26 protein-coding genes are annotated in these 23,183 nt (G+C 45.2%); 21 read left to right on the plus strand and 5 right to left on the minus strand.

Annotated features, from left to right (window positions below):
• From CSD97_RS15495 to CSD97_RS15515, 4 genes are all read left to right on the plus strand, one after another.
• The coding region (locus tag CSD97_RS15495; protein ID WP_008664993.1) for an ATP-binding protein at positions 1 to 168 on the plus strand (168 nt) is incomplete at its 5' end.
• Positions 169 to 677: 509 nt separating this feature from the next.
• A complete protein-coding gene (locus CSD97_RS15505; protein ID WP_005832172.1) occupies positions 678 to 1,934 on the plus strand; it encodes an ATP-binding protein in 1,257 nt (418 codons plus the stop codon).
• A 58-nt stretch (positions 1,935 to 1,992) separates the two neighbouring features.
• Entirely contained in the window at positions 1,993 to 3,516 is a 1,524-nt protein-coding gene (locus CSD97_RS15510; protein WP_005832174.1) for an RNA-directed DNA polymerase, read from the plus strand.
• A gap of 24 nt (positions 3,517 to 3,540) precedes the next feature.
• Positions 3,541 to 4,335 (plus strand): TIGR02391 family protein, encoded by a 795-nt coding sequence (locus CSD97_RS15515; RefSeq protein ID WP_034522585.1) that lies wholly within the window; start codon positions 3,541 to 3,543, stop codon positions 4,333 to 4,335.
• A gap of 72 nt (positions 4,336 to 4,407) precedes the next feature.
• Here CSD97_RS15515 and CSD97_RS15520 read toward each other — a convergent pair whose 3' ends face one another.
• Genes CSD97_RS15520 through CSD97_RS15535 form a run of 4 tightly spaced genes read right to left on the minus strand, consistent with a single transcriptional unit; the run spans position 4,408 to position 6,647 of the window.
• On the minus strand, positions 4,408 to 4,674 hold the full coding sequence (locus CSD97_RS15520) for a hypothetical protein (protein WP_005832178.1): 267 nt from the start codon (positions 4,672 to 4,674) through the stop codon (positions 4,408 to 4,410).
• A 2-nt stretch (positions 4,675 to 4,676) separates the two neighbouring features.
• Entirely contained in the window at positions 4,677 to 5,465 is a 789-nt protein-coding gene (locus CSD97_RS15525; protein ID WP_005832180.1) for a DUF4122 family protein, read from the minus strand.
• A 2-nt stretch (positions 5,466 to 5,467) separates the two neighbouring features.
• Positions 5,468 to 5,887, minus strand: a complete 420-nt coding sequence (locus tag CSD97_RS15530; protein ID WP_005832181.1) for a DUF3408 domain-containing protein — start codon at positions 5,885 to 5,887, stop codon at positions 5,468 to 5,470.
• Positions 5,888 to 5,894: 7 nt separating this feature from the next.
• The gene (locus CSD97_RS15535; protein ID WP_005832182.1) at positions 5,895 to 6,647 is read right to left on the minus strand and encodes a ParA family protein; all 753 of its coding nucleotides are present in this window, start codon (positions 6,645 to 6,647) and stop codon (positions 5,895 to 5,897) included.
• 608 nt (positions 6,648 to 7,255) lie between these two features.
• Here CSD97_RS15535 and mobA point away from each other — a divergent pair.
• The 8 genes from mobA (at position 7,256) to CSD97_RS15575 (ending at position 13,158) form a co-directional block, all read left to right on the plus strand.
• On the plus strand, positions 7,256 to 7,714 hold the full coding sequence (gene mobA, locus CSD97_RS15540; protein WP_005644301.1) for a conjugal transfer protein MobA: 459 nt from the start codon (positions 7,256 to 7,258) through the stop codon (positions 7,712 to 7,714).
• 1 nt (position 7,715) lies between these two features.
• Positions 7,716 to 8,969, plus strand: a complete 1,254-nt coding sequence (gene mobB / locus CSD97_RS15545; protein WP_005644299.1) for a conjugal transfer protein MobB — start codon at positions 7,716 to 7,718, stop codon at positions 8,967 to 8,969.
• Positions 8,970 to 9,003: 34 nt separating this feature from the next.
• A complete protein-coding gene (gene mobC / locus CSD97_RS15550) occupies positions 9,004 to 11,031 on the plus strand; it encodes a conjugal transfer protein MobC (protein ID WP_098032663.1) in 2,028 nt (675 codons plus the stop codon).
• A 223-nt stretch (positions 11,032 to 11,254) separates the two neighbouring features.
• Complete coding sequence (locus CSD97_RS15555) at positions 11,255 to 11,791, plus strand: DUF4326 domain-containing protein (RefSeq protein WP_009276706.1); 537 nt, start codon at positions 11,255 to 11,257, stop codon at positions 11,789 to 11,791.
• A gap of 24 nt (positions 11,792 to 11,815) precedes the next feature.
• On the plus strand, positions 11,816 to 12,082 hold the full coding sequence (locus CSD97_RS15560) for a hypothetical protein (RefSeq protein WP_098032664.1): 267 nt from the start codon (positions 11,816 to 11,818) through the stop codon (positions 12,080 to 12,082).
• Positions 12,083 to 12,092: 10 nt separating this feature from the next.
• Positions 12,093 to 12,347: a hypothetical protein gene (locus CSD97_RS15565; protein ID WP_005644282.1), complete on the plus strand. Its 255-nt coding sequence runs from the start codon at positions 12,093 to 12,095 to the stop codon at positions 12,345 to 12,347.
• An 11-nt stretch (positions 12,348 to 12,358) separates the two neighbouring features.
• A complete protein-coding gene (locus tag CSD97_RS15570; protein WP_009276708.1) occupies positions 12,359 to 12,856 on the plus strand; it encodes a hypothetical protein in 498 nt (165 codons plus the stop codon).
• Between the two features lie 11 nt (positions 12,857 to 12,867).
• Complete coding sequence (locus CSD97_RS15575; RefSeq protein WP_005644280.1) at positions 12,868 to 13,158, plus strand: DUF4120 family protein; 291 nt, start codon at positions 12,868 to 12,870, stop codon at positions 13,156 to 13,158.
• Positions 13,159 to 13,344: 186 nt separating this feature from the next.
• Here the strand turns inward: CSD97_RS15575 and CSD97_RS15580 are convergent, their stop codons facing one another.
• Positions 13,345 to 14,601 (minus strand): ATP-binding protein, encoded by a 1,257-nt coding sequence (locus tag CSD97_RS15580; protein WP_005644277.1) that lies wholly within the window; start codon positions 14,599 to 14,601, stop codon positions 13,345 to 13,347.
• A 946-nt stretch (positions 14,602 to 15,547) separates the two neighbouring features.
• Here CSD97_RS15580 and CSD97_RS15590 point away from each other — a divergent pair.
• From CSD97_RS15590 to CSD97_RS15630, 9 genes are all read left to right on the plus strand, one after another.
• Positions 15,548 to 17,308: a DUF3945 domain-containing protein gene (locus CSD97_RS15590; RefSeq protein WP_098032665.1), complete on the plus strand. Its 1,761-nt coding sequence runs from the start codon at positions 15,548 to 15,550 to the stop codon at positions 17,306 to 17,308.
• Positions 17,309 to 17,350: 42 nt separating this feature from the next.
• Positions 17,351 to 17,617: a DUF4099 domain-containing protein gene (locus CSD97_RS15595; RefSeq protein WP_008777807.1), complete on the plus strand. Its 267-nt coding sequence runs from the start codon at positions 17,351 to 17,353 to the stop codon at positions 17,615 to 17,617.
• A 98-nt stretch (positions 17,618 to 17,715) separates the two neighbouring features.
• Positions 17,716 to 19,812, plus strand: coding sequence for a type IA DNA topoisomerase (locus CSD97_RS15600; RefSeq protein ID WP_173675119.1), 2,097 nt, complete (start codon positions 17,716 to 17,718; stop codon positions 19,810 to 19,812).
• Between the two features lie 197 nt (positions 19,813 to 20,009).
• Complete coding sequence (locus CSD97_RS18935) at positions 20,010 to 20,246, plus strand: hypothetical protein (protein WP_172718843.1); 237 nt, start codon at positions 20,010 to 20,012, stop codon at positions 20,244 to 20,246.
• Between the two features lie 113 nt (positions 20,247 to 20,359).
• The gene (locus CSD97_RS18855) at positions 20,360 to 20,581 is read left to right on the plus strand and encodes a hypothetical protein (RefSeq protein WP_159461935.1); all 222 of its coding nucleotides are present in this window, start codon (positions 20,360 to 20,362) and stop codon (positions 20,579 to 20,581) included.
• Between the two features lie 49 nt (positions 20,582 to 20,630).
• Positions 20,631 to 20,849, plus strand: a complete 219-nt coding sequence (locus CSD97_RS15615) for a hypothetical protein (RefSeq protein WP_034530139.1) — start codon at positions 20,631 to 20,633, stop codon at positions 20,847 to 20,849.
• A gap of 37 nt (positions 20,850 to 20,886) precedes the next feature.
• Positions 20,887 to 21,834 (plus strand): PRTRC system protein E, encoded by a 948-nt coding sequence (locus CSD97_RS15620; RefSeq protein ID WP_077154662.1) that lies wholly within the window; start codon positions 20,887 to 20,889, stop codon positions 21,832 to 21,834.
• Between the two features lie 4 nt (positions 21,835 to 21,838).
• A complete protein-coding gene (locus CSD97_RS15625) occupies positions 21,839 to 22,060 on the plus strand; it encodes a PRTRC system protein C (RefSeq protein WP_005644262.1) in 222 nt (73 codons plus the stop codon).
• A gap of 37 nt (positions 22,061 to 22,097) precedes the next feature.
• Positions 22,098 to 23,180: a hypothetical protein gene (locus CSD97_RS15630; RefSeq protein ID WP_077154663.1), complete on the plus strand. Its 1,083-nt coding sequence runs from the start codon at positions 22,098 to 22,100 to the stop codon at positions 23,178 to 23,180.
• Positions 23,181 to 23,183: the final 3 nt, after the last annotated feature.

The following is a 23,183-nucleotide window of genomic DNA, read 5'->3' on the forward strand; positions in this document are numbered from 1 at the left end:
CGCAAGTCCATCATCATCACCTCGCAACTGCCAACGGACAATTGGTATGATGCAATCGGAGACCCTACAGTAGCAGATGCCATTATGGATCGTATTATACATACGGCGCACCGGATTGAGCTGACAGGAGAAAGTGTCCGTAAAATGGCTGCATACAGAGGGAAATAAACTAAAATAATAATAACCCCATCGGTCAAGACTTTTTAAGGGGGCATTGTTGAATGTTTTAAGGGGGCAGAATCGCTTGGTTTTAGGGGGCAGCTTACACTGGATTTTCCAGCTAACTAATGATAAAAACAAAATATAATGGAAAGTATTTCAAATATATATGTAACTACAGGCTTGTTTGTCGAAGATGTGTCGTTCTGACTTTACATAATATTTTAGTTTACATAACACGGGCCATCTGTACCTGCTTGTCCGAAAGGCGGTGACGCTTCTGCGCCACCATCCATTTTTCCAATATCGCTTTTGTCATTGCCATCGTTCATTTTTTTTGCAAAGATAGAATTTTTGCATTGATTTCTCTTAAATACTTGTTTGTCAGCATTATCTTATAGTCCATAATATATAAGTGCCAATATTGGCAAAAAAATAATATAATCCTTGCATGGACGGATTATAGTCATTACCTTTGTATTGTAAAAAAATGCCAATATTGGCAGAAATTTAATGTGATGATGGAAATAAAAAGAGACAGATATCTTCAGCAACTGATAGAAAGCCGTCAAGATGGTTTTATCAAGGTAGTGACAGGAATCCGCAGATGCGGCAAGTCATACCTGCTGAATGTTTTATTCTACCACTATTTGTTGGAAAATGGAATTGCAGATGATCACATTATCCGGATTGACCTTGAAGATCGGATGAACAAGGATTTAAGGAATCCGGATATGATGCTTCACTATGTTCACGACAGAATCAAGGACAAGGAACTTTACTATATCATTATTGATGAGGTACAGCTGATGGATGAATTTGTCGATGTATTGAACAGTTTCCGCCATATCGAAAATGCCGATACGTATGTAACAGGAAGCAATTCCCATTTCCTGTCATCCGATATTCCAACGGAGTTTAGAGGCCGGGGAGAGACGATTCATGTAAATCCTCTGTCTTTTTCTGAATTTTATTTGGCTAAAGGTGGAGACAAACAAGATGCGTGGCGCGAATACTTCACCTACGGTGGTTTACCTCTTGTCCAGTCATTTGAAACCGAACAAAAGAAGATAAACTATCTGAAAAATCTATTTGAGACTGTTTATTTGGCAGATATTATCGAGAGGCACAAAATCAAGAATGAGAATGAAATGCGTGAATTACTTCTCATTATGGCATCATCTATAGGTGCTCCATGCAACCCTACAAAATTGTCGAATACTTTCAAAAGTTTGAAAAATGTGAAAATTGGCAGTCAAACTATTTCCAAATATCTGAACTACTTGTCAGAATCGTTCCTCTTGAATAGGGCTGTACGTTACGACGTTAAAGGAAAGAAGTACATCAATACGCTTTCCAAGTATTATTTTACGGACATTGGCTTAAGAAATGCCATTCTTGATATGCGCCAACAAGAGGAAACGCATATCATGGAAAACATCATTTACAATGAATTGATTGTCCGTGGTTATAGTGTCGATGTTGGAATGGTGGAGATAAAGAAGCCGGATAAGGACGGGAAGTGGACTCGCATCCACCTTGAAGTGGATTTTATAGCGACTCTTGGCAGCAAGAAGTACTATATACAGTCGGCATTGTCTATACCGGATAGAGAGAAAGAAATACAGGAATCCCGTTCGTTGACGAATATCAATGATTCATTCAAGAAAATCATTGTTGTCAAAGATCACATTATGCCTCGCCGAAATGAGGAAGGGATTCTCACAGTCGGGTTATTTGATTTCTTACTCAAAGAAGATAGTTTAGATATATAAACACATAAGTGTCGTCAATAATAAAAGTCAATCAGAAAAATATAGTAAAATATTGTCGATGAAGACCATTCTTGAACTTTCGCATATAAAAGCAAGACAGTATTTCTTGGAATCGCAAAACTATTGTAATATGCAGTTTCCCAAATACATAGATTTTAAGCCCGTGATAGAATATGTCCAAAATTCTGTCGGAAATAAAGAATTGAGAGACATTCTAAAAGATCCTAAGAGAATGCCTTCTGATTATGAAAACGTAAATCATAAGATGTTAGTCAAGAAGGATGCACAGTATTCATATAGGCCTATTCAGTTAATTAATCCATACCTTTATTATCTGCTTGTCAAGGCTATGACAAATAAGAGTAGTTGGAAGGAGATAAAAGATCGCTTTGCTGAGCTGAAAGTACCAAACATAGAAGTTGCGAGTATTCCTAAAGTTAAAGGAGACACAGACAAATCACATATGTCAGCATCAGTAAGTTCTTGGTGGGAAAATGTTGAACAAAGAAGCCTTGAGTTAGCTTTGTCTTATAGATATATGTTTGTTACCGATATTACGAATTGTTACTGTGCTATATATACTCATACCATTGCGTGGGCATTGATGGGAAAAGAACAAGCTAAAGAAAAACGCAATAAGTCAGGACTATTGGGAAATATTATTGACAACTATATGCAAGGTATGCAATATGGTCAAACAAATGGTATACCTCAGGGAAGTACGTTATCTGACTTTATTGCAGAAATAGTACTTGCGTATGCAGATAAGCTACTTAGCGAAAGACTAAATACAAATGGAATATCTAACTATCATATAGTAAGATACCGAGATGACTATCGTATTTTTTGCAATTCAAAAGAGGATACAGAACGAATAGCATTCTTTCTTCAAGAAGTTCTTGCAGAACTCAATTTTCAATTGAATGGGAAAAAGACATATCTGACAGAAGATGTCATCAGTGATTCTATAAAACCTGATAAGAAAGCATATATTTCAGAAGGTCCAATTTATAGGAAAACGCAGAAAAGGATATACTCTACAATGTCCAATCTTCAGCAGGAGGCTCTTTTTATATACCAATTTTCCAAAAAACATCCAAACAGCGGTACACTAATAAAACTTTTAACAACTTTTGCCCAAAGATTGAACAAAAAAATTGCGATTTGTGGCGATTACCTTGTGATGATATCAATTTTCACAGAAATAGCACTATATAGTCCGAAAACGTACAAGGTAATTCTTTCTATCATCAGTAAACTCCTTAGTAAAATTCCTTCGACAGATGAAAGAGAGCGAATTGTTAATAATGTTTATGCGAAGTTTCAGAGGTTTCCGAATATTGGCGAAATTCAAATATGGATTCAACGTATAGCATTTAATTTGCCTCACCCTGTTACATATACTGAAAATATATGTAAAATCGTAAATGGTGAGACTGGCGTTAATTTATGGAATAATGATTGGGTAGATGAACCTTATAAGGGTGCGTTTCCTCAATATAAAATTTGCACTGAATGGGTAAGGGATAGTTACACTCCAGTAATAGACATTGATGAAATTAGTTTGTTCAACATTTATTGATAACACTTATATATATTGACAGTTATGGAACTAAGATATTGCTTAAACCAAGGTATATTGGAACGTATTTCAAAAATACTAGGAGATACATCGAATGGACTTACTGGATCTGAAATATCTTATTTCCTTCAGCAGTGTAATATTAAAGATGTGACTCCTGAAATAACGAAATGGAAAAGGCTTTACAGTGCACTTGCATCCGTTCAGAACTTTGATAAATGTTCAAACAAAATATTGAGATTCATCCAAATTGTATTGAACCCTGCGCGTTTTACAGATAATCAAATTTTTGAGACAAAAAGAAAGGCGATTAATGAATGCCTATCTTATGTAGGTTATGAATTACAATCAAACGGCCGTTTTAGGGTCGTTACTACTGCAAAAACTATTAGTGAAGCCCAACAACGTGCAAATGACCTTTTAGTAAATCTTCAGATGAGGAATGCACATCAAGAAATATTCAAATATTGCACAACAGAACTAGTTGATAAGAACTACTTTCATGCTGTATTTGAAGCTTGCAAAGGGTTATTTGCAAGAATACGGCAACTGTCATTAATTAATACTGATGGAATACGGTTAGTGGAATATGTGTTTAATCATCCTATATTGGTAATCAATTCGTATAAATCCAAACAGGAAAAAGATGAACAGAAAGGTTTCGAGGCAATCTTAGAAGGTTTGTGCAATATGTTTAGGAATCCAGAAGCTCATCAACCAAAAATTGAGTGGCCAGTGAGTGAACAAGATGCTTTAGAAATTTTGTCTTTGATTTCTTACTGTCATAGGAGATTAGATAATGCCAAAAGAGTTGAATAATACTTAAAAATCAAAGGCAGGCCGATATCACATCGACATGCCTTCTGAAACTATGACAGCAAAAAGAAACAATTAAACGAATTCATCTATATCGAATGCCTCTGTCTTATTTTTTGTATTATCCATTTCTGAAATTTGCGAGTCATCACAAAGCATACTATCAATAAGATTTCCTATCTTCTTTTTGATAGCGTCTTCATTCCGCATAATTCTGATGACTTCTTCTTCAGATAGACAGATGCGTGGGGCACGAACTGCAGGATTTCTTTTTATGCCAAAAGATTCTGCTTCTGACTGCGGTACTGCTTGTTGTTTTTTGTCCTTCATATTCGATTCCATATTTACATGTATTTATTCCAATCAATTCCAATCTGTTCCAAAGACTGTTTTGATGTCTCTTTTCCATTTGGCATATTTTCTTTGAGCAGTTTTTCCAATTGGCTTTGAGTACTCAGTTCGGTTGAAAAAAAACTGAACAGGTCTGTATCCTGAAGTTGGTACAGGGTTTCGGCAGCATTTCGGATTTTCTTTCTGTCATCCGTTCCCGAAATAAGCACATCAGCGACATTGTTCAGTTCTTCAAAAGTCAATGCCCTTGAAAAATCCGGGTCAGGAACGCACCCGTCATTTGACATGAGTTCCCGTTTTTCTGATTCAGTCAGTCCTTTTTTGGGAGTAAAGTCATCAATCACGTCATCCGTATTTATATCCTTATCCTCCTCTATGGGTTCCTTTTTCATAGGTTCAGAACGTGTGGGAGTTTTTCTCGCCACTTCCGGGTCTTCAAGATAGACTATCTTCGTCTTGCCGATTACTTCATTGTACTCGTCCAGGGGATTCGGCTGCGTTTCGGTTTTCTTTTCATGCCCGACTTTTAGGATATCGTTCTCCGCTTGTGCGATCCATGCTTCAGCCTTGTCCAGTCTTGCCCTATACCGGGCTTTCCTTGCTTTTTCCACCATTCGTTTTTTACGTGATTTCCATAACCGGATACGTGCCATACGCATATAACGAAGCTGATTGTCCCAGAATTTATAAACTTTCGGACTGAATATAAACATCCATACCTTATATAATATATAGGTTGCCGACATGGCTTTTACTGAAAAATAAATTAATGTTGTTTCCATGACTATTGAATTTTAGGGGGTGAAAAACGGTCTTTATACATTCGGGTGATTTCCTCGATGTTGAGTTCTATATGCTCGGCTATGATGTTACTGATATAGCTCGCGATACTTACTTCGGGAGCTATCACATTGAGATAATTCTTTATCTCGTCGTACAGCTTGCGGTTCAGGTACACCTGGATACGTCCGGGCATGGGGGTATTCACCAGATACTTCTGACGGAAACCGCTTTCACTTTTACGCTTTGGGTGAGGTTCGGGATTTTCCGAGGCTGTTTCCTTTTCCTTATCCGGCCTTTTATCGGTTTCCTCTGCTGGAACTTCTACCACGATGACATCCTCTTTCTCAATGGCATCAGGAATGTTACCGACCATATACCCCCTGATTTCCTCTTCATTTACTTTTACTATATTCTTTGCCATACCTCAATTACAGGTTAAATTTTACAATCAGTTCATTTGCCAGTTCCTGCAATCCGCTGCCTTTAAGTTGTCCTGCCGGCGGTGGAAGGAGTGAACAGCGGAAATAGGTGCGGGTCCGGGATGAGAGTTCCTTGTCATAACGGCAGAGGTCCGGAATGGCTGAATCCAGAATTTTCAGCCCCTGTTTCTTCATCAGTGCCATATAGTTGTCAAGCACTTCAGTATTGCTTCTTTTCTTTACCTTGGTCCAGAACAGGAACACGTCTTTCAAAGGAATATTCTTCCGGTTTTCCAAAAACTTCATGACGCTTTTGGCAAAGACAAAACTGCTGTCCATAACGAAATTGTCAGCGGCAATGGGGGTCAATACATAATCCACATTGAAAATGGTCTGCAACACACCGGATATGTCCATAGACCCTGGCAAATCTATGAAAACGATATCAAAATCTGCTTTTGCCGCCAACTCTCCGGCCACCTGGCGTGCATTCTCCGGCTTTGCCTGCCTGATAGGATAAATCCTGCACCCCCTAAGCCTCTGCTCTTCCAACAGCACCATGTACTTCTTGTTCTTCTCCACCATCTCCATGTCCCGTTCCCTCAGATTGAACAGGCTGCGCTGGGTGGAGTCACAATCAACGATGGCCACACTCTTATCCATCGAATAATTCAGGAGACTGGCAAGCGTTACCAGCATGGTACTTTTGCCGACCCCACCTTTCTGGTTGCTGACCGCAACGAATAACGGATTCTTCTTCATAACTGAACTTTTTTAATGGTTTATTACACTATTGTTTTACTTGTCTGTTGTTTACTTTGTGACAAGGTTTGTTAGTGATATGGTTACTTTGTGCTCACCAACCGGCAAACCGACCAACCGATAGTTATCTGCCCTAACAAAGCAAGTAAACAATCACTGCCCACCTGTTGCAACAAGTGTTTTCGCTAACCAGCAATACAACGGACAGTTACTTGACTATTGGTTTGTTTTACCGTTTATGTTGCAAATAAAAAGGTATTTTTTCATATCATCACTATGTTTCAAGGGAGGTGACGACCTGTGTCACCATATGTCATCACGTTACATATAACCCGCTATTTTACAACAGGATAAACCGCCATAACTTTGCACCGACAACGGAACGGATACCGCTGCGGAGGTTTCCCGAAGCCGAAGAATGAGGCTGAAGGTCAAAATTTAATTTGACGAAGGAAAATTCATTACCAAGCGGTAATAGCAAGTTGTGTTTTGAGGCACCCGAAATAAATTCGGGCACTCAAAACAACTTGCCGCTCGCCTGACGGCTCGGGAGGGATTCACTCCAAAGTCGTGAATCCGGGACGGAAAATCAGAAACAGGAAACATCAATGCGTATGGAAGAAAACAGAAAGAAAAAATCGACAAAAGGTGTGGGGCGGAAGCCAAAATCCGACCCTGCCGTGCACCGTTATGTAGTACGGTTGAACTCGGAAGAAAACGGGCGTTTCAACATCCAGTTCCAGAAATCCGGATTGAAAGAACATTCAAAATTTATCAAGGCGATGCTTTTCGGACACGAAATCAAGGTGGTTAAAATCGACAAGGCAACGATGGACTACTACATCCGCCTGACCAATTTCTACCACCAGTTCCAGGGTATCGGCAACAATTACAACCAGACGGTCAAGGCGGTCAAGACCAATTTCGGGGAAAAACGGGCATATGCCCTGCTCCGAAATCTAGAAAAGGCGACCATAGACCTGGTAGTGCTGAGCAAGCGGATTATTATGCTTACCCACGAGTTTGAAGAAGCCTACCTTATCAAAAGGAAAAGGGAGGAAGGATGATATGGTGGCGAAAATCAACAGAGGCGTTTCCCTTTACGGGGCAATCGTCTATAACCAGCAGAAAGTGGATGATGCCACGGCACGTATCATTTACGAGAACCGCATGATTACCGATGTCACGGGCAATCCTGAACAGGTCATGCGGCAGACGATATGGGCGTTCGAGAATTACCTGCTTGCCAACAAGAACACGGAGAAGCCCGTACTGCACATCTCGTTAAACCCCTCATTGGATGACCGGCTGACAGACAGCCAATTTGCCGACCTCGCCAAAGAGTATATGCAGAAGATGGGATATGGCGACCAGCCCTACATCGTATATGTACACGAGGACATCAGCCGCAGGCACATCCATATCGTATCCACTTGCGTGAACGAGAAAGGGGAAAAGATTGACGATGCCTACGAGTGGAACCGCTCGATGAAAGCCTGCCGGGAACTGGAACGGAAGTTCGGCCTGAAACAGGTGGAAGACAAGCGGAAGGAACTGCTGGAACCGTATCTCAAAAAAGCGGACTACCAAAGCGGTGACGTGAAGAAACAGGTATCCAATATCGTCAAGAGCGTATTCGGTACCTACCGTTACCAGTCTTTCGGAGAATACAGCGCGTTGCTTTCCTGTTTCAATATCGAGGCGAAGCAAGTGAAAGGCGAATTTGGTGAAGTACCCTATAACGGTATCGTCTATATCATGACAGATGATACGGGAAAACCGGTATGCACACCCATCAAGTCTTCCCTTATCGGTAAACGCTACGGTTACGAAGGGTTGGAAAAACGTATCGGTTACAACGCCCGCGAGTATAAAGCAAAAAAATGGCAACCGAAGATACGGAACGAGATTACCCTTGCCATGCACGGCTGCCGTGGCAACAGAGAGGAATTTGTCCGTCTGCTTGCCGACAAAGGCATAGACGCGCTGTTCCGTGAAAACGATGAAGGACGCATCTATGGAGCGACCTTCATCGACCACAAGAACCGCGAGGTCTATAACGGCTCCCGACTTGGCAAGGAGTTCTCGGCGAATGCCTTTGAACGGCTCTTCAATAATCCTGACAACATCCCCAATGTGGATGCTCACATGCCGGACATCGGTCTGCAAAGCGGATTCTCCTCCGATATGGAAAGCGCCATCGAACAGGCTTTCGGTATATTCGCCATGGAACAGAACGGTCCCGACCCACAGGAAGAGGCTCTTGCCCGAAGACTGCAACGTAAAAAGAAGAAGAAACGCCGCTCACGCGGAATTTCCTAATTACCGATTTTTCTAATATTAAAATTAGTTCATTATGCAACAGGAAGATGATTTGAGAGGACTGGCCAAAGTCATGGAATTCATGCGAGCTATCTCCATTGTGTTTATTGTCATTCACGTGTACTGGTTCTGCTACCGGTCATTTGTGGATATGGGTATAAATATAGGTGTGGTCGACAGGATACTGCTCAATTTCCAACGGACGGCAGGACTGTTCAGCAACCTGCTTATAACGAAAGTATTTGCCGTCATATTCCTTGCCCTCTCATGCCTGGGTACCCAAGGAGTGAAAAATCAGGAGATGACATGGGGCAGGATATACGCCGCTTTCCTTTCGGGATTGGTGCTGTTTTTCATGAACTGGTGGATGCTTGACCTGCCATTCAGCCCGACGGCCAACGCTGTCATATATACGGTAACACTTACCGCAGGATATATCCTTCTCTTGATGTCGGGTATGTGGATCAGTCGTATGCTGAAACATAACCTTATGGAAGATGTCTTCAATACTGCCAACGAGAGTTTCATACAGGAAACAAGGCTTATGGAGAACGAGTATTCCGTCAACTTGCCCACGAAGTTTGTCTATCAGGGCAAGGAATGGGACGGATGGATCAACGTTGTAAACGTTTTTCGTGCGTCCATCGTACTGGGAACGCCCGGTTCGGGGAAAAGCTATGCAGTGGTAAACAATTACATAAAACAGCAGATTGAGAAATCCTTTGCCATGTATATTTATGATTACAAATTTCCGGATTTGTCCGAAATTGCATACAACCATTTGCTTAAGCACAAGGAGCATTACAAGGTAAGACCGGAGTTCTATGTCATTAATTTTGACGATCCGAGGCGCAGCCACCGCTGTAATCCTATCAATCCCAAGTTCATGGCGGATATTTCCGATGCTTATGAAAGTGCCTACACGATAATGCTCAATTTGAACAAGACCTGGATACAGAAGCAGGGTGATTTTTTCGTGGAATCACCGATTATCCTGCTCGCGGCAATCATCTGGTATCTGCGAATTTACAAGGACGGCAAGTATTGTACCTTCCCTCACGCGATAGAATTCCTTAACAAGCCGTATGCTGATATTTTCACGATTCTCACCTCTTACCCGTCCCTCGAAAACTATCTTTCCCCCTTTATGGATGCCTGGCAGGGCGGAGCACAAGATCAGTTGCAGGGCCAGATAGCGAGTGCTAAAATCCCGCTTTCGAGGATGATTTCACCGCAGCTTTATTGGGTCATGACAGGCGATGACTTCACGTTGGATTTGAATAATCCTGAACATCCGAAAATCCTATGTGTGGGAAATAATCCGGACAGGCAGAATATCTACTCGGCGGCTCTCGGTCTGTATAATTCCCGTATAGTGAAACTGGTAAACAAGAAAGGACAGTTGAAATCCTCCATCATCATAGATGAGCTACCCACGATATATTTTCGGGGTATTGACAATCTGATAGCCACCGCCCGAAGCAACAAAGTGGCAGTCTGTCTCGGCTTCCAGGATTTCTCCCAGCTGACCCGTGACTACGGTGAAAAAGAGGCGAAGGTAATCCAAAATACGGTCGGCAATATATTCAGCGGCCAAGTGGTAGGTGAAACCGCAAAGAGCCTTTCCGAGCGGTTCGGTAAAATCCTGCAACAAAGGCAATCCATCTCCATCAACCGGCAGGATACATCCACCTCCATCAACACGCAGTTGGATTCTCTGATACCGGCATCCAAAATAGCCAATCTCTCGCAGGGAACATTCGTGGGCAGCGTGGCGGACAATTTCGGAGAAGAGATAGAACAGAAGATTTTCCATGCGCGGATTATTGTCGACAGTGAAAAAGTGGCGGCGGAAACAAAAGCCTACAAGAAGATACCCGTCATCAACGAGTTCAAGGACGAGGACGGCAACGACATCATGCAGCAACAGATAGACCGCAACTATTCACGCATCAAGGCTGACGTACTGCAGATCATTGAGGAAGAGATGGCAAGGATAGCCAATGATCCGGATCTGAAACACCTGATTCCGCAGAAGGAAGATGATAAAAAAGACGAATAGAACAAGTCCGCTTTTTTATTTCAGCCTGCAAAGGTAGTCCCGTGCCCGCCTGGATTGAGCAAGGCCAAGCCCTTACGGGTTTCCGCAAAAATCTTCCGCGCTCCGCTTGCGGTATTTTTCCGGAAAGCCTTGCACAATCCGGCACGGGACAGTGATGCAGGCAAGAAATAAAATATCGGCTCACGAGCCGGTGAATGTTTAACTGAATAAAAGAAATATGGCTATGGGCAGAACAAGAGTGGTCAATATCCGCAAGGAAACCTGTGACGTGTACATTGGCAGGGCTGGATATGGCAAGGACGGTTATTTCGGGAATCCGTTCAGACTGGAAGCAACGATGGCAAAAGGCAGTACGCTTGGCCGATACAGGAAATACTTTTATCATCGCCTGAGTACGGATAAAGAGTTCCGCAAGCGGATCGGGAATTTGCAGGGCAAGACATTGGGATGTTTCTGCAAACCGGATCCTTGTCATGGGGACATCATTAAAGAATACCTGGACTGGATGGCTGAAAATGCGAATGAAGCAATCGTCATCGGGCAAATCCATTGGAAAGGATGTGTCTATCCCGTCAGGGAAATAGATGCCGGCAACCATATATTCAGGGTGTCAGTGGAGAGCCTGCGGAATGAACTGGCAAACGATATGCGTAACGGTATATATGAGGCTATGGAAGCCAGCGAAGAGATTGACGGTTACTGTACGGATGAAGAGTTGTGTACGCTGTCAGATACCGATTTGTATAAAATGTATTGTTGAACGAATTATAATGACAAATGAATTATGAGGAAAAGAAGCAATTTCACACCGATGAATAGATTTCATGAGATTATCGACCATTACGGTCTGAAACTGATGGAAGTAGGTGTCAATCACCTGAGAATATTCTCCGAAGGACGGAAACTTTTTGATTATTATCCGCTCCGGATGAAACTCTTCGACTACCGGCAATGGCAACAGTTGACTTACCCGTCTCTCCTTAACGGTACGGACAAATGGGAAACGAAACTTGACGGCATCATCCAAAGACTGCTGGTATCACCGCAATAAACTTGAAAGTATGAAGGAAAACAATAATACACCGCTCGTTTGGAACAACATTCCCGAATGGGCGATTTTTGCATTGGAGTACGGCATTGAAGAAGAATTGTTCCTTACCGATGAAGACAAGGATCTGATAACCCGATTCATCGGTGAAAATTTTCCGAACGGATATACCATGTCGGTGGATTGGGAAGCATACAGAGAGTTTGATGCTTACCCGGCCTTTGGGAAACCATGTAAAACGTATGAAGTGACTTTTATAACAGCATAAACCGATTTGAAATGAAAAAGATAATATTGAGTGAATACAATGCCATCCCAGAAAATTACCGTGGAATCTGGACTGTAGAACGTTGGGACTTGCCAGATTGGGCGGAAATACGAGAAAAACATATCGGCAAGCGCACCATGATGGTCAATGACAATGGCACGTGCCTGTTGGTTGAAGGAATAGGCTTTGAAATCGTGGATGACAGTACATGGAAAAAGCCCGATGAAGTCAGACAGGAAATAGGAGGTCTTTATCTGAAGTTCTACAGTGAGCAAGGATGTGAACCTCATTATGCGGACTGTGTCATCAGATGGTGTGACACACTGGAAACAGTAGAAGTAAGGATCGCTTTGGCTATGGAATCCGACACGGAAAAGGATGACGAGATATTCTTCTACTGCAATAGTCTGGAAGACTTGAAATCATTGACGGACAAAGATGGGGAGGATTTTACTGTTGCCGGATGCCTCGATTTCGGAATATACGAAGAATTGCTACAAACAACTTAAAATTACCGGATATGAAAATCAAATGTCAGGAACACTACGACAAGGTGGCGGAATACGCCAAAAGTATTGGTGACACAACCTTTCAGAATTGCATTGAACGCCTCAAACAATGGGAGAAGAACTCTGGCGGCAGGTATGAAATTGAACTGTATTACGATTTCGCTCCGTATTCATTCGGATTTGCGGAAAGGACACCGGATGGAAGAAACGGCATTGTGGGTGGATTGCTCTATCACGGCAGACCGGATGAGTCTTTTGCCGTAATGATGGAACCATTTCACGGCTGGAGCATACATACATAAAATTTTTATACCACAAGTTAATCTGCAATTGCGTGAAAAACGGTGCAGGTAAAGTCAAAACTCCCTTTCTGATAAAACCACCCCTGTTACAGCTATTTGTAGCAGGGGTGGATTTATATTTTGGGTGCATTATGCACATTGTCCTTACTATTTTTACACACTATTATGCTACATATTATGGTGGATTCATAATAGATTTCCTTCTGTATCTTTAAGGAAATCTATTATATTAATGATTGATATGCCATCTGTATTCACATGAGAAGGGGTCAAACCTCCCACAATGACTATTTTAGGGAATCCATCTTTGATATGACGAAGGGAATTGGTTTCCTGGTCAATTTTTTCTTGAGTGGGCATATCAAGTGCTGATTGTATGTACACACGTTTATCCCCACTATTGCAAATGAAATCAACTTCCAGTAGTTTTCGCATTTTCTTTCCATCATCATTTGTTATTCTCACTTCCACTTGCCCTACATCAATCGAATACCCTCTGATACGCAGTTCGTTATATATGATATTTTCCATAAGATGACCCCCATCAATTTGACGGTAATTCAGACGGGCATTACGTAGTCCGACATCTTCAAAATAATATTTTGAAGGCGTGTTGATGTAATGCTTTCCTTTGATGTCATATCGAATGGCTTTTTCCAACATAAAGGCATCTTGTAACATTCCAAGATAACTCTGTATGGTTGTATCTGAAATACTATGACCTTTTACGGACTTGAATGTATTTTCAAGGTTTGTCGGATTGGTCAGGCAGCCTATGTTGGAAGCAATAATATCTATAAGTTCACTCAAATCATCATCGTTTCTAATATTGTAACGCTCTTTTATATCGCGTATATAAGTTCCTTGAAACAAGGATTTTAGATAATTTTCTTTTTCTGTTTTCTTTGAAAAAGATACGACTTGTGGCATTCCTCCATAAATCATATAATCCTGTAGGGCAGAAAGTTCATTTGTGTACTGTCCTGCCTTGAGAAATTCCGAAAAACTCAGTGGATGGACTCTGATTTCATACCCTCGACCACGAAATTCTGTTTTTACATCACTGGACAACATTCGGCTATTGCTTCCTGTCACATATACGTCTGTATTTTTAATTTTCAGATAGCTGTTGAGTACATCTTCAAACTCAGGAACAAGTTGTATTTCATCCAATAGTATGTAATACATATCGTTATCTGTGATATGTCCATCGATGTGATCCAATAATCTGTCCGGCTCTCTGAGGTGTTTATTACGTCGGTCTTCCAAATCAACTTGAATAATGTGCTCTTCATTCACACCGTTTTCAAGTAATGATTGTTTGAATAATTCAAATAGAAGATAAGATTTTCCACAACGGCGTACACCGGTAATAATCTTAATCATTCCGTTGTGCATTACACTTCTTAGCTCTTGCAAATATTTATCCCTTGGTATAATCATGTTGCAAAAATATGGAAAATTATCAGTATTACGGTTATTCTATTGGAGAAAAATGGGTAAAAGACCAATTTTCTCCAATAGAAGGCGGATATAAGCGAATCCATGTTCATTATTTGCTCGCATTCATTAAAAATGAACATCCATAGATGAGTGAACAAAAACATTTTTTCATGTATTATCGTTCTGCAAGAGTAATCATTTTCTGATTACTTCTGCGAAATGATTGCAATTTTCTTGGGCTAAAGGTACATTTTTCCATATTCCTCTATAAAAATCCATCATAAGCCACGCTTCACTTGTCAAGTCCCTTTAAGAAGATAACTCGGAGGGACGATACCTTCTACGTTCAGGCCTGCGGTTTTCGGGCAAAAAATTCCCTTCGGTAATTTTTCACCCGAAAAAACGTTCCGGTATCGCCGTCCGAGTTGGAGAAACGTTCCGGGACTTAGCAAGCGAAGCGACCTACGACGCATAGGACAAAACCAAGATACAATCCGGCGGCGGTATTTTGCCGACACCTGATGTCCTAATGGATTATGCTGTCAACATCAACCGCACGTAAATTCTCATCCAGTCCTATGGAGTAACAGAAGGAAGCGGGGACTAAAGACAGCTCGCTCTCCACTCTGCATAATACAGTTTCTCTTTATCGGCTTCGTGTCGTTTGCGGCTTTTCCACCCTTTCCCATTTTCCCGTTCCGCCTTTTTTGTTTTTGGCTTTCCCTTCGCGTATTTCTCTCTCTTCTTTTATCGGACCCGGTACGTTTCTCACACTTTTATCCTTGATTCTTCCGTTTTTCCGCCTTGCGTTTTCTCCCTCTGCGGTGAAACGTGATGACATCCGATGAAACAGATAGCACAACGCGTTGAGACATAGTGATTTATCAAATTTATGACTATATATTTGCGGTGACAACAACAGTTATAAACCCTAAAAATTACAGTTATGGCAAAGAAAAATGTAAGGGACGAACCCCCAAAAACGCAAGTCACCGAGAACGCCCAGCTGAGCGACATCGTGTTTATCCTCGACAAGATGGAACTGCTTCTACAGGCAATATCCGACATCGACAAGAACGGCAGGTACAAGACGGTTCCGGCAGACAAAAAACACCGGAACTCTTTCCTGAAAATTGACCGATATGCCAGCATGTTCGAGAATTTTCTGAAGAACTTTTGGAGCCAGTTGAAAGACCCGACTCGTTTCGGCATCCTTTCCGTCAAGGAGAATGCGCTGGACAACCCGGAAGTCAGACAGGCAATTGAGGATCTTGCCGCAGGCAGAAAATCAGACGCGGTGGAGGAATTTCTAAAGAAATACGAGATTGTTCCCCGCTCCAAAGAAAACCAAAGTATAAACCATCAAAATCAAGAAGAAATGGCAAAAAAAACTGAGACACAGCAACAGGCCGCTCCGGAAACCGCGCAGCAGCCGAAATACCGCTACAATGAATCCATGATCAACTGGGAGGAACTGAAGAAATACGGGCTGTCCTGCGAGTATCTTCAGGAACGCGGACTCCTTGACCAGATGCTCAGGGGCTACAAGACCAACCAGGTCGTGCCCATCAGCATGAATTTCGGTTCTGCCGTATTGCGTACCGACGCACGGCTGTCACTCCAGCAGTCCGTGGGAGGTCCCATCGTGCTGGGCATCCACGGTATCCGGCAGAAACCCGAACTCGACCGCCCGTACTTCGGGCATATCTTCTCCGAGGAGGACAAGAAGAACCTGCTTGAAACAGGCAATATGGGACGTGTCGTGGAACTGAAAGGACGGGGCGGTGAATACATCCCCTCTTTTGTCAGCATTGACAAGCTCACCAATGAGGTGGTCGCCATGCGTGCGGAAAATGTCTTCATCCCGAAGGAGATTAAAGGCGTAAAGCTTACCGAGCAGGAGCAGAACGACCTGCGCGAAGGCAAGAAGGTGTTCATCGAGGGTATGATTTCCAACAACGGAAAGGAGTTCGACGCCCACATCCAGATCAACGCCGAGCGCAGGGGCATCGAATATATCTTCGATAACGACAAGCTCTTCAACCGCCAGTCATTGGGTGGCGTGGAACTGACCAAACAGCAGGTTGAAGACCTGAATGCCGGAAAGGCCATTTTCGTGGAGGGAATGGAGCGTAAGGACGGGGAGAGATTCTCCTCCTATGTCAAGCTGGACGAGGTGACGGGCAGGCCCGCCTATACCCGCTACAATCCCGACTCCCCGGAGGGCGCACGGGAAATCTATATCCCGAACGAGATCAATGGCGTGAAAATCACCGCCGAGGAGCAGCAACAACTACGGGAGGGCAGGACCATCTTCCTCAATGACATGGTGAACCGCAAGGGCGAGGAGTTCTCCTCGTTCATCAAGGCGGACCTGGAAACCGGACGGCTCAGTTATTCACGCACTCCGGACGGTTTCGAGCAGCGTGCGGAATTCAAGATTCCGGATAAGGTGTGGGATGTGGAGCTTACCCGCAAGCAGCGTTCCGACCTGCAGAGTGGCAAGGCTGTTTTGGTGGAGGGTATCAAGGGATATGACGGCAAGACCATCTCCCAGTATGTCAAGGCGAACTTCAACCAGGGCAGGCTGGACTTCTACAACGAGAACCCCGACCGCAAGCGTGACGCCTCGCAACGAAATGTCGTGGCTGAAACACAGAGGCAGGAACAGGGCAGCCGGAAATCCAAAGGCGCAAGTATAGCATGATGCATGAATCAAATGAATGTGGAATCCTAAAAGAAAAGAAATATGGAAATGAACAAGGAAAACAACACGCCTTTCAAGGTAGAGGACGTAAACTGGGAGGAACTGGCAGGTATCGGCATATTGAAAGACGAGCTGGAAATGTCGGGAGAACTCGACACGTTGCTCAAGGGGGAGAAAACGAATGTGATACGGCTCAGCCTGGTGCTGCTTGGTGTGGACGTGGTGATGGACGCCACGCTACAGCTGGTGCGCAAGGACGGCGGACCGCTGCTCGAAATCCTCGGCATCAAACCCATCGGACAACAGTAGCCCCTCCTTATATATAATATGTAAACTGAATGTATAACCGCCGTTTTCCGTTCCACCACACACCGGCAAGCGGGAAACGGCTTGACTTTATCCGAATCATGATAGCAATCATAGCAGAAAAACCGAGTGTCGGTCAGGACATAGCCCGTGTGGTCGGGGCTACAGAAAAAAAGGACGGCTACATAGTGGGAAACGGTTACATGGTGACATGGGCACTGGGACATCTGGTGTCACTGGCCTTACCGGATGCATACGGCTACACGAGAACCGCCGCCGAAGACCTTCCGATGATTCCCGATCCGTTCCGTCTTGTCGTGCGGCAGGTACGCACTGACAGGGGGATGGTGACGGACATCGCAGCCGGCAGGCAGCTCAAGGTCATCAGCGAAGTGCTCACCGGATGCGAGAGCATCATCGTGGCGACCGATGCCGGACGTGAGGGGGAACTCATCTTCCGGTGGATATATTCTTATTTGGGCTGTACCAAGCCGTTCAAACGGTTGTGGATCTCCTCGCTTACCGACGAGGCCATCCGTGAGGGAATGGCAAGCCTCAAGGAAGGAACCGGATATGACAGCCTGTATGCAGCCGCGGACAGCAGGGCGAAGGCGGATTGGCTGGTGGGCGTGAATGCCAGCCGCGCATTGGCGGCAGCCTCCGGTTCGGTGAACAACTCCATCGGACGGGTACAGACACCGACCCTTGCCATGATATGCGCACGCTTCAAGGAGAACCGTAACTTCGTCTCCACACCATACTGGCAGTTGCATATAGTGCTGAAAAGGGACAACGGGCACCGGCAGTTCATCCACACGAAGGAGTTCAAGGACAAGAATATGGCGGAAGCGGCATACAAGAGTATTACCCCCAGATCGGTGGTAACAATCACTAAAGTGAAGCGAGGGAAGGCATTCCAGCAGGCTCCGCTCCTGTACGATTTGACAGCCCTCCAGAAGGACTGTAATATTCATTACGATCTTCCGGTGGACAAGACCCTTGCCATCACACAGTCCCTGTACGAGAAAAAACTGGTTTCATATCCGAGGACAGGCAGCAGGTATATTCCGCAGGATGTCATGGCGCACATTCCGGTATTGTTGGAAAAGATAACAGCCATGCCGGAGTTCCGTGAGTACAGAAGGAGCTTAGACCTTTCCGCCCTGAATACACGAAGCGTGGATGCCGCAAAAGTGACCGACCACCATGCGCTGATTATCACCGGTATCGTCCCTGAGGGATTGTCCGAGGCGGAATCCACGGTTTATACTCTGATAGCCGGCAGAATGCTGGAAGCCTTCTCTCCCCCTTGCGAGAAAGAACTGCTGCTCATGGAGTGCGTATGCGGGGGACTGGACTTCCGCTCCCGTTCCACTGTCATCGCCAATCCGGGCTGGCGGGCGGTGTTCTCCCGAAAGGAGGACCGGGAAAAAGACGAGCCGGAAAGAGACGAAGGCACAGCATCTTTTACAGAGGGTGAGGAAATACCGGTCATGGGACATGGACTGTCACAGAAAAAAACATTGCCCAAACCTCTCTATACGGAAGCCACCCTGCTCACGGCCATGGAGAACTGCGGCAAGGAAATCACTAACGGACAGGCACGCGAAGCGGTGAAGGATACGGGTATCGGTACGCCTGCCACCCGTGCCGCCATCATCACGACCCTGCTCAAACGTGACTACATCGAGCGTTCCGGCAAGAACATCCGTCCGACGGAAAAGGGGCTTTACCTCTATGAATCGGTAAAGGACATGATGGTGGCTGACGCGGAGCTGACCGGCATATGGGAAAAGGCGCTGGAACAGATAGAGTGGCGTACCCTCGATCCGGAAAGCTTCATGCTCTCCATCAGGGAATACACGGGAAAAGTTACCGGCGAGATACTGCGTCTCAAATTTCCGGAGCCGTCATCATGCGTCCTTGCCTGCCCCAAGTGCAAGACCGGCAACGTGGTGGTGAAGTCCAAAGTCGCAAAATGCGACCGTGAAGGATGCGGACTGCTGGTGTTCCGCTGTTTTCTGAACAAGGAACTGACGGACCTGCATCTCGAACAGCTTTTCTCTTCCGGCTCCACCCGGCTGATCAAGGGCTTCAAGGGCAAGAAAGGGGTACCTTTCGACGCGACGGTCATCTTTGACGAAAGTTTTAACCTGAAACTTTCTTTCCCAAAATCCAAGGGCGGGAAAGGTAAATGATACCGTCATTCCAATTCCGGGGCAAAGGTAGCGGAACCGCCCGTTGCCACCTGCAAGGTCGGGCCTTGCAGGTTTCGGGGAAAATCATCCTCGCCCTACTCCGGTATTTTCCCCGAAAACCTTGCCTGTGGAGGCGGTCCGCATACTGGCCCCTGAAATTGGAAATGGCATGTTTCACCTTTTAATAGCAAATGATCATGAAAGCAAAGGAATGTATCGAAAAACCGAGAACCGGCAAATGGATAAAAAGAATGGCACTGGCCGCCGCAGCCTTCATAGTGTTCAGTTATCTCTATTCAAGAGGAATTTCGCCGGTATGGACGGCAGTCGCCATCGTCTGTTTCAGGGGATTCTTCAGGTTCCTCTATAAAATCGCCTGCCTTCTGGTAGCGGCGGCGATACTTTTCTGCATCCTCAGCTGCCTGGTATTCTGATTCCACCGGCATACAATATCGGGAAATGAAACAAATGCTGCATATAAACCACTGTAATACCTTGCAGAACAGGGCTGTCCCCACGAACGGCCCTGTTTTGTATTCCACACTTTATGAGGACAAGGGTAACGGGAACAGGGACGGAAAGAAAAGAGGGCATATACAGCTATTGGCAGACCGGGAACTACAGGGCAAAGTTGGCAAACGCTTCTTTTCGGACGGCAAGGCCGGGACCCTTCGGGTTTCGCGGAAAAATCATCCTCGCCCGGAGGGCTTGCGGTATTTTTCCGGAAAGCCTTGCCTTTCCGGAAGCGTCTGCCGTAAAGCCCTTGTAGTTCAACGGGCTGCCAAAGCCCGAGTATCCACAATTAAAATGATAAAGCCATGAATCAAGCAATCATCTCAAGACCGCCGACGGCACCGGTACAGATACCAATGCCGATACCGGCAAGAAGAAAGTACCATACCCCGGAACCGACCGTCAAATTCCCTCCACGGGAAAAGGGCGGACCCGTACACATCTCCACACTGCTGGACCCGATACTGGAGATAAGCAGTCATCCCGACCGGAACAGGCTGCTGGTGGAGTTCTTCAACAGATAGAAAGAATACGGTTATTCACACTTTAATCCATATAATTATGTTTTTTACAGCAATCAACCAGATGATGACAGAAGGAGTCGACCTGACACTCGTCATCCGTAAAGCGAACGGACAAATGGCGGTATCCGTACTGCCGAAGTCAAACGGGCTGAAAGACGAAGCCCAGAACCACATTATCCCGTTGACCCTCAAGGGAGTTCCGCAGGAACTGGATACCGGATTCCTGCAAGCCGTCGCCCGGCCGGTGCAGAAAGCCACGGGACTGATCACCAACATGGCGCAGTTCGAGGCACAGACGGAAAAGGCCGCTTCCGAGAGCAAGGTGGCGAAGGATGCAAAGGCCAAGGAGACGAAAGAGGAGAAAGAGAAACGGGAGAAGTACGAGAAGCATCTCAAGAAAGCTGAGGAACTGATTGCCGCGGGAAACCATAAGGATGCAGTGACGGCTCTCGGACAGGCCCGACTTTATGCCAAGCCGCAGGACCAGAAGAAGATTGACGAGATGCTGGAGCAGCAGAAAAAGGCCATGAACCGGGGAAGCCTGTTCGAGCTGATGGAAGAACCGCCTGCACCGCAACAGCTCCGGTCACAACCACCGGCAGCAACGGCACAACAGCCGCAGCCTGCACCGCACTGTCCGCCGCAATCCCAGGCATCAGGACCAGCGGGCGGACAAATTCCTGACAAGCAGCAGATAATGTGGCCGCCACAGCAGCCTGCGCAAAGGCCTGCACCGCATCAGGCTCCCCCACAGCCGCAATATGCCGGGCAACGGCCGATGAGCCACCAGCTCCCTCCACAGCATGCATACGCGGAACAACAGATTTCATACCGGCAGGAACGGGAGCAAAATCCCGAAGACCTCTATCCGTACTATCAGAGGGGACAGGAAGTCCCTACCTACCGCCCGGAAGATTATGAGGAATATCCCGATTTTCCGCAATCTATGTTAGAACCCAATGTCTCACATTATCAAAGCATTTAATATTATGGCATTAGAAATCAAGGGAATGACACGTTCATTCACATTCAAGAAAGGCAACGGGATGGTCACACTCGATGACCCAAACACGTCGGACAGCCCCGAAATGGTCATGAACTACTACTCGAACTTCTATCCGGAACTGACCACGGCGACGGTGCACGGGCCGGTCATCAAGGAAGACAAGGCGGTGTATGAATTCAAAACTACCATCGGGACAAAAGGATAAAAGCAATGGGAAAGGACAATAAAAAACAGAAGAAATCATGTGTACCATTGGACGAACAGCAGGTGGAACGGCTTGCAAGGCTCATCATCGGACAGACCGTACGCAATATCCGTTACGGTACGGACAGGAAAGAAAGGATTACGGCACCGAGGGGTGCCGTTCCTCTTTTCTGAACGCCACGTTTCAGCCAAAACCTTTGCCGAGTCTTGTCGTGGAAGATTCCGACGGGAAAAGGCACAATCTCATCACGCGGGACAACTACGGGTTCCTGCGTGACTCCTTCTTCAGATATGCCTATCTGATGGAGAAGGAGGCGGTACATACCCCGGGCCGGACGTTCGGGGAAGGGATCGCAAGGCTGCACGAGGAGATGGATGCCCTTGTCGGTGAGGGGCTGAACGTCAATATCGAAGAGCAAGACGGACGGTTGCTGTTCAAGCTCTGGAAAGCCCATCATTGGGGAAAACTGACACTGTATTATTTCCCGATGAAGTTCGTGGAGGCTCTCGGATCGGAATTGAGACGTATCTCCATCACGTTCATCCATGAATTGATGAAGGCAAACGGAATACAGACCGTTCTGGATGAGGACGACACGGAATATGTCCTGACCTGGATTTCAGAGGAAGTACCGGAAGAGACTCCGGAGGAAAGGAAAAAACGGCTGAGACTCCTGCGCTCCTACGAGAACGGCAGAATAAAGAGGCTGCTCCAAAGGGTGGAATGCAAGTGTTACTACAAGAACCTGCCGAAGGCACTTGACAGGTATAAAGCCCGGAACGACTACGAACGGTCACTGGTCTCCGCCATGAAGGAGGGGCTCCAATTCCTGTCACCGGAACGTGGCATCATGGAATACAGCTACGATCCCTTTTATGAGAAAGAACCGGAGTTCCACCCCATGTACCTCTACCAACAGATACGTGTGATCTATGACAGTTACGATATGGTGACGGATTACCTCGTGGATTGTTACAATTCTCACAGCAGGGAGACCTACGACATCATACCGGTTACGACACTCGACCTGTCTCCCGAAACGGAAAAGCTGTTCCGCATGGATGACTATCCGGAACGCTTCTTCAAATGGGCGGACAAATTCATCAACATAATAATTTGAACA

The sequence above is a fragment of the Bacteroides sp. AR29 genome (genome assembly GCF_900217715.1).
In the GTDB taxonomy this organism is placed as follows: Bacteria; Bacteroidota; Bacteroidia; order Bacteroidales; family Bacteroidaceae; genus Bacteroides; species Bacteroides uniformis.

Coding starts and splice junctions, on each gene's coding strand:
- CSD97_RS15505 (WP_005832172.1), top strand. CDS start 678: ATGATGGAAATAAAAAGAGACAGATATCTTCAGCAACTGATAGAAAGC.
- CSD97_RS15510 (WP_005832174.1), top strand. CDS start 1,993: ATGAAGACCATTCTTGAACTTTCGCATATAAAAGCAAGACAGTATTTC.
- CSD97_RS15515 (WP_034522585.1), top strand. CDS start 3,541: ATGGAACTAAGATATTGCTTAAACCAAGGTATATTGGAACGTATTTCA.
- CSD97_RS15520 (WP_005832178.1), bottom strand. CDS start 4,674: ATGGAATCGAATATGAAGGACAAAAAACAACAAGCAGTACCGCAGTCA.
- CSD97_RS15525 (WP_005832180.1), bottom strand. CDS start 5,465: ATGGAAACAACATTAATTTATTTTTCAGTAAAAGCCATGTCGGCAACC.
- CSD97_RS15530 (WP_005832181.1), bottom strand. CDS start 5,887: ATGGCAAAGAATATAGTAAAAGTAAATGAAGAGGAAATCAGGGGGTAT.
- CSD97_RS15535 (WP_005832182.1), bottom strand. CDS start 6,647: ATGAAGAAGAATCCGTTATTCGTTGCGGTCAGCAACCAGAAAGGTGGG.
- mobA (WP_005644301.1), top strand. CDS start 7,256: ATGCGTATGGAAGAAAACAGAAAGAAAAAATCGACAAAAGGTGTGGGG.
- mobB (WP_005644299.1), top strand. CDS start 7,716: ATGGTGGCGAAAATCAACAGAGGCGTTTCCCTTTACGGGGCAATCGTC.
- mobC (WP_098032663.1), top strand. CDS start 9,004: ATGCAACAGGAAGATGATTTGAGAGGACTGGCCAAAGTCATGGAATTC.
- CSD97_RS15555 (WP_009276706.1), top strand. CDS start 11,255: ATGGGCAGAACAAGAGTGGTCAATATCCGCAAGGAAACCTGTGACGTG.
- CSD97_RS15560 (WP_098032664.1), top strand. CDS start 11,816: ATGAGGAAAAGAAGCAATTTCACACCGATGAATAGATTTCATGAGATT.
- CSD97_RS15565 (WP_005644282.1), top strand. CDS start 12,093: ATGAAGGAAAACAATAATACACCGCTCGTTTGGAACAACATTCCCGAA.
- CSD97_RS15570 (WP_009276708.1), top strand. CDS start 12,359: ATGAAAAAGATAATATTGAGTGAATACAATGCCATCCCAGAAAATTAC.
- CSD97_RS15575 (WP_005644280.1), top strand. CDS start 12,868: ATGAAAATCAAATGTCAGGAACACTACGACAAGGTGGCGGAATACGCC.
- CSD97_RS15580 (WP_005644277.1), bottom strand. CDS start 14,601: ATGATTATACCAAGGGATAAATATTTGCAAGAGCTAAGAAGTGTAATG.
- CSD97_RS15590 (WP_098032665.1), top strand. CDS start 15,548: ATGGCAAAGAAAAATGTAAGGGACGAACCCCCAAAAACGCAAGTCACC.
- CSD97_RS15595 (WP_008777807.1), top strand. CDS start 17,351: ATGGAAATGAACAAGGAAAACAACACGCCTTTCAAGGTAGAGGACGTA.
- CSD97_RS15600 (WP_173675119.1), top strand. CDS start 17,716: ATGATAGCAATCATAGCAGAAAAACCGAGTGTCGGTCAGGACATAGCC.
- CSD97_RS18935 (WP_172718843.1), top strand. CDS start 20,010: ATGAAAGCAAAGGAATGTATCGAAAAACCGAGAACCGGCAAATGGATA.
- CSD97_RS18855 (WP_159461935.1), top strand. CDS start 20,360: ATGAGGACAAGGGTAACGGGAACAGGGACGGAAAGAAAAGAGGGCATA.
- CSD97_RS15615 (WP_034530139.1), top strand. CDS start 20,631: ATGAATCAAGCAATCATCTCAAGACCGCCGACGGCACCGGTACAGATA.
- CSD97_RS15620 (WP_077154662.1), top strand. CDS start 20,887: ATGTTTTTTACAGCAATCAACCAGATGATGACAGAAGGAGTCGACCTG.
- CSD97_RS15625 (WP_005644262.1), top strand. CDS start 21,839: ATGGCATTAGAAATCAAGGGAATGACACGTTCATTCACATTCAAGAAA.
- CSD97_RS15630 (WP_077154663.1), top strand. CDS start 22,098: ATGTGTACCATTGGACGAACAGCAGGTGGAACGGCTTGCAAGGCTCAT.